Source organism: Streptomyces sp. NPDC001890, assembly GCF_042891445.1.
Classification (GTDB): Bacteria; Actinomycetota; Actinomycetes; order Streptomycetales; family Streptomycetaceae; genus Streptomyces.
The window spans coordinates 1-7,706 of the sequence record NZ_JBIATE010000069.1 but is presented as its reverse complement, the minus strand read 5'-3'; the positions used below and the strand labels follow the sequence as shown (position 1 = coordinate 7,706).

Sequence of the window (7,706 nt, the reverse complement as noted above, 5' to 3'; positions counted from 1 at the left end):
GCACAACCTCGCCCTCGCCAGGTAAACCACCCAGCCGTAACGGCAGCCCACCATGCCCGAGGCCGCTCAGAGATCATTTACGGGACAGCCCTTAGGCCTCGCCGCCACCCTCTGCTGCTACAAGCGACTGGTCCGACTCACCACATAGGACACGGTCTTAGCCGGGGCGATCTCAGCTGAGGAAGTCCTTCCAGAACGGCACGGATGCCTGCGGAGCCCAGGGCGCGTCCTCGTCGACCTCGCCGAACTCACGGTCGATGTAGTCGGCCAGATCGTGGCCGTAGTAGATGATGTCGGTTCCCCACGCTGACAGGACCGGATGCCCCGGAGTGTCGCGACCTGCGGGTATGAAGCGGTGTGCGTACACGGGAACGAGTTGTGGCGCTCGTGCAAGTACCGCTCGGGCTACCCTCACGGCCTCTTCCTTGGAGGTGGGACGTGCCCCCAGGGCCGGATGCCAGCTGCCATGAGCGACGTCGCCCAGCACTTCTCGTACCGGCCACTCCAGTCGATGGCGCAGGTCGTCTTCATCAGCGTGCCGCCAGTCGGGCCAGGGCTGCTGCCACGTTGCGCCTTCCTCGGGAGGTGAGGCGACCGGCAGCCCTGCTGCCAGGAAGGCACGATGGTCCGGGGAGAACTCGAACTCGTAGGTCGCCTCGATCCGGCTGAACTCTTCCTCCGTGAGCCCTGGAGCTATCTCACAGCAGTCCGCCTCTGCCAAACGTCGCGCGGCCTCCGCACCCAACCAAGCACCATCAAAGTCGATCACTCCGGCACCGTACACACACTACGCACATGGCATCGCATCTTTTCGCGTGGGAGTTCTCGCTTCTGTGTCCGGGATGGTTCTCAGTCTGGTGTCCGGGCTTGGGGGCTGTTTGGGCCGGGCCGATTCGGGTGTTTCTACGGGGTGTTGAGCAGTGGTGGCCGGGCGCTGCTGCTGGACAAGCAGTGAGGATTGGCTGGTCATTGAGTGAGGAATACCTGGTCAGCGGGGCGGGAGTTCCAAGAGGGGGTGGGTCCGGTATCGGCTGGTCACGGGTGTCCCGGCTGCTTGACGTCGCCCACGCCCTGGGGCCATCCAGGCCGCAGGAATCCTGCATGTGAGACACCGACGTGTCGACCCGCGGCCGTGCTCGACTGCGGGCCTGTCCCAGCGCGCCCTGATTGCCGTCTCCGCGGCTTCCGGCGACGTCGCCGACCTGATGATGCGCCCACCGCCTCTCCATGCTCGCTCACAGCGGCCTTCAGGCCCTTGACCCGGCCGCCGTGCACGTGGTGGTCCGCCAAGCCGTCCGCGACATCCGCACCGCCCCGCCTCCGGACGAACCGCCGGCGGACCCGCGGTCGCCGCCTCGCTCCAGGCCGTCGACGGCCTCGCCGCCCGCCGCTACGCCCGCACTCCTCAGACCGCCGCGCGCTCCACGGCACTGTCCTTTGACCTTCCTGATTGAATTTGAGCAGGTGTGCGTGCTGATTCCACAAAGGAGTCTGGTTGGATTTGACGCATGCTCAGAGCGCGGAATAGCGGAGCCTTGGAGAGTTTTCCGGATTGATTTGCCGTCAGTATTCGGGTTTAACGAGGTGAGATTTTCGAGTGTCGCCGCTCAGTGGATCTGTGTAGTTGTCACGTCTGTGGCCTGGTGTTGTGCAGGTTGATTGAGCGGGTGAGTGGCCTGTTGGTTCACTGATTCTGCGTGGTGTGCGTGGTGTGTCGGGCATGTGATCTGCTGGGTTGTTGGCTTGGGGCCTGACTGTGCAGGTTGTTTGGGTGGTGCGCAGTTTCGCTGGTCCTTGGTATGTGGCAGGGCTTCGGCTGGCTGTGCAGGTCACCGGGGTTGAGATTGTGGGTGCTGGGCGAGGTGGCGGTTGTATGCCTCGCGGGCGGCGAACGTCTCATGTTTCATCGGCGTGGCCAGTTCGGTCTCTGTGAGCCAGTCGTGCCAGGCGATCTCGGTGGGATCGGGTGTGAGGGGGCTGGTCACCACGGTTGGTTTCGTGGAGGCCGAGCCAGTACGGGCTGATCATCCCTGTGTACGTGAACTTGAAAACGAAGACGGGACGGTCGTGGACGCCCAGTTCTTCGTCTACGCGTAAGAGGTCCGGTCACCGCTTCCAGCGGACGAGCCGAGCAGTCCCTTTACCCGCAGAAGCGCTCCGCCGGATCTGCGGCGGTGGCTGGTAGCCGAGTGCGGTGAGTTCGATGGTGCAGGGGTGCAGGGACACGCGTTCGGAGTGGTGGCGGTAGGCGGTCTGGCTGTTGTGGTCGCGTGGGGCGGTCCCGATGAAGTGGGAGAGGTCGTCGGGGTAGTGCTGCGGCCCTTCCAGCCAGTCACGGTCCAGTACCTGTGCGATCGCGGTCTGGAGGGGGTGGCGCTGGCCGGGGTGGGTGCGCAGGTAGCGGGCGGCGGGGCGGTGTTCGAACAGGCGGGCCAGGGCGATGGTTTCGGGATAGGTGATGGCCTCGCGGGCCAGGACTGCCCATAGCGGCGCGTCGTGGGTGCCGTGGGGAGCAAGGCGTTCGGCGCGTTCGTGCCATACATGTTCGGCTGGGGGTGCGTGGCGGCGCCAGTGTTCGGTGATCCGTGCCGCCTGCGCGATGGCGTCGTCGGCATCGGGTCCCCACCGACGTACCAGCCGGTGGTGGGCGTAGCAAGCGTGCACGATCTCGGGGGCCCGGTGGAGCAGTACATGGGTGTGGGGGACGGAGGCACCGTGCAGGGTGTGCGGGCCCAGCGCCCAGGTCTGGTGCCGCGCGCACACGAGCCGGTGGTGGGGCAGGTAGCGCCACACAGGCTGGTCCTGTCCGGTGCGGGCGATGGTGCAGTGCGGGCATCCGATGACGGCCGGCAGGTTAGAGGGACGAAGGGCGCCGCCCGGGTGTGCTCCGGCGGTGGTGCGGCGGCCGCAGCCGCCCTCGTGATCTTTCCAGCAGGGCAGGGCACGGGCGAGTTGCTCGCCCGGAATGCCGGTGTACTGGCTGATGCGTTCCCGTGCCGCGGCATTGAGGTAGAGCTCGGTGGGGGAGTGCGGCCCATGGCGATCTTCGCGGGGGTAGATCTTGGGCCGGTAGATCCGCAGTGAGCTCAACAGCTCCCGCATCGTGAGGTGGTGCGCCCCAGCGAGCCGGCCGATGTACGAGGCGTTCGTCTCGAAGGCGAGCGGCCTCACCCTGAACAACGCCCGGGGCGATGGCTCAGGCAGTGCGCGCGGCATGTCAGCGCCGCCTGCCGGGCCGGGACGCTTCCTCGGCCAGCTCGTCGAGATCGATCTCATCGAGCAGCGCCTTGGTGATCTTCTCGCTGCCATCCAGAATCGCGGCGATCGCTGCTTCCCGCACCAGGGCGGACAGGCTGCCGATCCGCCCGCCGGTGCGCAGGTGCAGATACGCGGCGTGCCGCACCAGCGCCCCTGTGCGGTGGGCATTCAGGCGCAACGCCTCGTCCATGCCTTTGATCAGCCCTTCCCACGCCACGCGCTGCGCAAGACTGCCGTGGCCCAGAGGCGGATTGCGGACGGTCTTGAACCGGCCCGCGAGCTGCGCGCCGCGGGGCCCGGTCAACAGCGGTGAGGAGTCGAGCGCGACGCCGGCGAAGACAAACGTCGCGGGGATGCGTTCACTGAGGTGCTTCATCTGGTCGGACGTCTCGGCGCCGTTGCGAGTGCGGGTGTTGAGGAGGTGGACGTCGTCGACCAGGACGAGCCGAGTACCGAGCTGGTACAGGGCGGCGCAGACGATGTCGGTGATGCGAGCCTGGTTCATGGTCGTGGTCAGGGGCAGGTCGAGGAACCGGGCTAGTTCCGACACCAGCATCTTCGGTGTCGCGGCCGGCGGCACCGACAGGAAAACGACGGGCAGGTGCTCGACGCGCCCGCTGTGCCGGTCCCGTTCGGCAAGATGGAAGGACCTGCCGAGCTGCTGCAGGGTAGTGGTCTTGCCCGTGGTAGGCGGACCGGAGACCAGCAGCCCACGCCGCGCGGTGCCGTTGTGCCGCCGGTTGAGAATCACCAGCCGGCGCAGCGTGAGGGAGACCTTGGCCATGGTCGGGGTGGACAGGACTACGAACCGGGAGTGATAGTCCAGGCGTTCCTCCTCGCTCCACGGACCGGGCCCGGGCAGACACGGCGGGTCGGTATCAATGAACCGTATCCACTGGTGCCAGGTGCTTGGCGACGAGTACGGATCGTCGTGCGCTTCTGGAACGTTGAGCGCTACCACTGCTGTGACTCCTGGTGGGCGTCGAAGATGTTCCAGGCTCCGACCGGCTCAGCGGCGTCGGCCAGGGCTTCGGTGCCGTCGTCGGCGCCCGTTCCGTCCAACCGCACGCCACCATGGGCTACTTCATCGAGAACGGCCGGGATCCTGTCGACCTCACCCGACGGGCACCGTCGCCGTTGCCCGGCTCTCCGGTGTGGGCGCGGCGCAGGAGCTCATCCAGCCGGCGGGCGAGGTGTTCCTCGTGCTCGGCCCGGTCCGCGCACCGTGTGGTCACACGGCGCAGGTGCCGCCAGACAGCGTCGGTGAACGGCCTCGACACCAGCCCTTGATGGATCCACCCGACCTGCTCCCAGCCGCCGGGCAGCCGTACCCAGCAGTGCCACGGCTCATACGGGTTGTGGTGGACCTCCCACTTGCCGTCCGTGGCGGTGGAGCGGTGCCGGTGCCCGTTCAGCGCGGGCCCGTCGTAGGTGCGGTGTTCGAACCGGATGCCCTCGTCCCCGATCACGCACCGCCTTGAGGGCAGCAACTCGATCCAGTCGGCCCCGCTCAACGGGACGGGGACATACCCCGTGATGCCGGTCAGCGCGGCCCACATCTCGTTCGGGGTGATCGTCAGGCGCGGCATGAGCGGGTGGCGCAGCCGCTCATGCCGCCGCTCCTGCCAGCCGCAGACGATCCACTCGTCCAGCAGATCCTGCAGCTGCGACAGCGTCCAGCACGCCTCGTCCTCCACACGACTGCCGCGCGCTGCAACGCTGTTGCCGGTGTACCCGGCGACGTACTGGGCGAACAGAGTGCCGATCGAGCCAAAGCCCCGCTCCACATGGCCCTTGGCGTGCCCGGACGCCGGGGGACAGGGCTGGACCGAGATCCCCAGGTGCTCTGCGGCCGCCAGAAAGCAGCGGGAGACGAACACCCTGCCCTGGTCGATGACAACAGTGGACGGCCAGATCACCGGCCGGGCCGCCGCACCCTGCATCCGCTCATCGATGGAGACAAGCCGCTGGTAGGGGATGACCGAGGCAGCCATGGACAGGTACTCGGGCCAGCCGGGCCGCATCGGCTGCGGCACCAGCGTCTGCGCCAGCAATACGGCCGCATCCACCGCCTTGGTGCCCTTCGGCCGCAGCACGGCCGCGGTGATACTGCGCGTGGCCACGTCCACCGCCATCGTCAGCTCCGGCCGCCGCGCCTGTCCGTCCTCGCACACGACCATCACGTCCAACAGAGTGCTGTCCATCATCACCAGCTCCCCGGGCCGCGCCGCGACGGTCGGCGTGAACACCGGCACAGGACGGGATGCCCGACGCCGCTGACCAGCCGCCGTCAGCGCCAGCCCCTCCCGCTCGGCCACCGCCCGAACCAGCCGGTTGAACGTGGCCACCGGCGGCACCACCACCACCGCCCCCGGCCCGTGCTCGTCCTCCAACACCCAGGCCACCTGCCGCCGCAGCCGGCTCAGCGTCCCACTGGAACGTCCCTGCTGCTCCGTCAGTGCCCGCACGATCGCGGCCACCACCCGCGGATCAGCCCGCCCGAACACCGGTCGCTCCCGCGTGAGGCGACCATCGACCAGCCCCCACACCCCCTGCTCGCGGTAGCGGGCCCGCATCCTGCGCACCGTGGCCACACTGACCGGGTCCCCGGCCGCAGTCAGCTCGGCTGCCTTGGCCGCCTCCCGCTCGGCCAGCCCGTACACGGCCGGGTCGTACCCAGCCCGAGGCGCACCCTGACGGCACCGACCGGGATACCCGCTCTCGACCTCCCACACGTGCCGCTCCCAGGCCAGGGCTTTCTCCCGCACCGCCGCATCAAGCCCGTCCAACGGCCCGTGGACCGGCGCCCGCCGCGACTGCGGCTGGTCCAGCACGGCGAAGTCCAGCGCGCCCAGCACCTGGGTGAGCAGCAGCACCTGCACACCCGCCCCCTCCTCGGCGACCAGCCGACACCGCGGCCCGTCCAGCCCCGCCAGGACATGCACGCCGTCCTCGAACCGAATCCGATCCCCGACCTCGACCACACCTGTCGGCCTCTTCACCGCCCCGCCCCCTTCTGCCGCCCGACCGGCACCGCATTCACCACAGACTCCTCACCCAGAGGACGGCCCCAGTCCGTCCTCAACAGGCCGTGCCACAACCCGTGATAGACAGCCGGCAGTGTTGCGAGGGGATCCCCAAGCCGCCCCGCCCCCTCGACCAACGCAACCGGCTCGACGAACGCACCACGCAGCCGCACAGGAGAAATCCCGACCGCGCAACGGGAATGCCGGTACCCCGACAGCCACCGCACATTGGCCGCGACCACCGGATCAGCAACACCCGCGAACCGGTGCTCCCACCCCACCTCCCGCACACATGCCCCCACCACCCGCGCCCTGCCCAACAGCCGCTCGGAAGGCCCGCCCCGCCCGGGGCAATCCACCAAGTGCATACCGCCCCCGACCACAGCCACGGCCAGATCAGGAGCATGGGCCACGACCCCGCCCCGCTGCTCCCACACGAACTCCACCGGCCGGCAGGCCAGGCCGACCACCCGCGGATCCTGATCGAGCATCATGACCGCGTCCCGCATCGCCGCGCTGCCGTACCCGACCAGACGGCCCGTCGTCGCCGACCACCACCACCCTGGGGCGAGTCGCCGCTCCCGCCGCAGTGGGTAGCTGCGCACGACTGGGCAGTCCAAGAGACGAAGCTCCTCGACTGCCACTCGCCACGGCCTTTGCACCACAACCCCGTCCGGCCCTACGAACCGGACGCTCACATGACGAGGGTGCACCCCGTCCCCCTTCACCGACCTCTGCGGAAAAGCCGCCTTACCCCAGTGAAGACAGACCGACCCATCTGCACATTGCGCAGATGCAACGAGCCACACGATGCAGTGAAACACCCGCCGACCATCCTGAACGCCGAGCCTGACTCTGCTACTCCTCGCCAGAGTCACGCACCCGCCGATACCCGCTGCGACACGAACTCCTCCTCCGGGCCTGGGTCGCTGACCTCTGGGGAGTTTCCCGGGGCCCACTGAACGCTGGACGGCGACGCACATCTGCACGGCGTGGCCGACAACGACGAGGACGCCGCAGTCTGGGCCGACTGTCTCGGCATCGACCTCTCCCGTACCGGGACGGACACCCTCAGCGGGCACCGGGACCACACCCCGACGGTGCTTGCGGACCAGTGACCCCTGACCAGCAAGCAGCAGCCGAAAGGTACCCATCGGGCCCTGGACCGCCAGGCGGGGTCGCGGTCCTCGCTGAACCGCAGCACCCCGGCCGCCGCCCGCTCACCCGCACCCCCTTCGTCTCCCCCTCCAGGACACTCGCCGTCGCACTCCTGGTCGGTTACAGGGGGGTGAGGAGCATGAGGACCTCGTCGTGGTCCTTGCCGTCTGCGAGGCGGAGGGCGCCGGGCCAGCGGCCTGTCTCTTTCCAGCCCAGCCGCCCGTAGAAGGTTTCCAGGCCGATGCCGCCGCGGGCGGCGAGGTG

Annotated in this window: 7 protein-coding genes; 1 reads left to right on the top strand and 6 read right to left on the bottom strand. The window is 68.5% G+C overall.

The window, feature by feature from the left end; translation table 11 throughout:
• Positions 1-172 precede the first annotated feature (172 nt).
• From ACFYY1_RS42880 to ACFYY1_RS42855, 6 genes are all read right to left on the bottom strand, one after another.
• Positions 173-769 carry a hypothetical protein gene (locus tag ACFYY1_RS42880; protein WP_388595508.1) on the bottom strand — a complete coding sequence of 199 codons (597 nt, stop codon included), beginning with the start codon at positions 767-769 and terminating at the stop codon, positions 173-175.
• Positions 770-1,829: 1,060 nt separating this feature from the next.
• A complete protein-coding gene (locus ACFYY1_RS42875; protein WP_388595506.1) occupies positions 1,830-1,988 on the bottom strand; it encodes a hypothetical protein in 159 nt (52 codons plus the stop codon).
• Between the two features lie 118 nt (positions 1,989-2,106).
• Complete coding sequence (locus tag ACFYY1_RS42870; RefSeq protein WP_388595505.1) at positions 2,107-3,171, bottom strand: TniQ family protein; 1,065 nt, start codon at positions 3,169-3,171, stop codon at positions 2,107-2,109.
• 46 nt (positions 3,172-3,217) lie between these two features.
• A complete protein-coding gene (locus tag ACFYY1_RS42865; RefSeq protein ID WP_388595503.1) occupies positions 3,218-4,042 on the bottom strand; it encodes a TniB family NTP-binding protein in 825 nt (274 codons plus the stop codon).
• 295 nt (positions 4,043-4,337) lie between these two features.
• Positions 4,338-6,260 (bottom strand): transposase, encoded by a 1,923-nt coding sequence (locus tag ACFYY1_RS42860; protein ID WP_388595501.1) that lies wholly within the window; start codon positions 6,258-6,260, stop codon positions 4,338-4,340.
• A complete protein-coding gene (locus tag ACFYY1_RS42855) occupies positions 6,257-7,267 on the bottom strand; it encodes a TnsA-like heteromeric transposase endonuclease subunit (RefSeq protein WP_388595510.1) in 1,011 nt (336 codons plus the stop codon). The genes ACFYY1_RS42860 and ACFYY1_RS42855 overlap by 4 nt, the downstream gene beginning before the upstream one ends.
• A 9-nt stretch (positions 7,268-7,276) precedes the next feature.
• Here ACFYY1_RS42855 and ACFYY1_RS42850 point away from each other — a divergent pair, with 9 nt between their 5' ends.
• On the top strand, positions 7,277-7,402 hold the full coding sequence (locus ACFYY1_RS42850; protein ID WP_388595511.1) for a hypothetical protein: 126 nt from the start codon (positions 7,277-7,279) through the stop codon (positions 7,400-7,402).
• Positions 7,403-7,706: the final 304 nt, after the last annotated feature.

Excerpts from the sequence above, each read along its gene's own strand:
- ACFYY1_RS42855 (WP_388595510.1), bottom strand. The coding sequence starts at position 7,267 with ATGTGCGTCGCCGTCCAGCGTTCAGTGGGCCCCGGGAAACTCCCCAGA.
- ACFYY1_RS42865 (WP_388595503.1), bottom strand. The coding sequence starts at position 4,042 with ATGGCCAAGGTCTCCCTCACGCTGCGCCGGCTGGTGATTCTCAACCGG.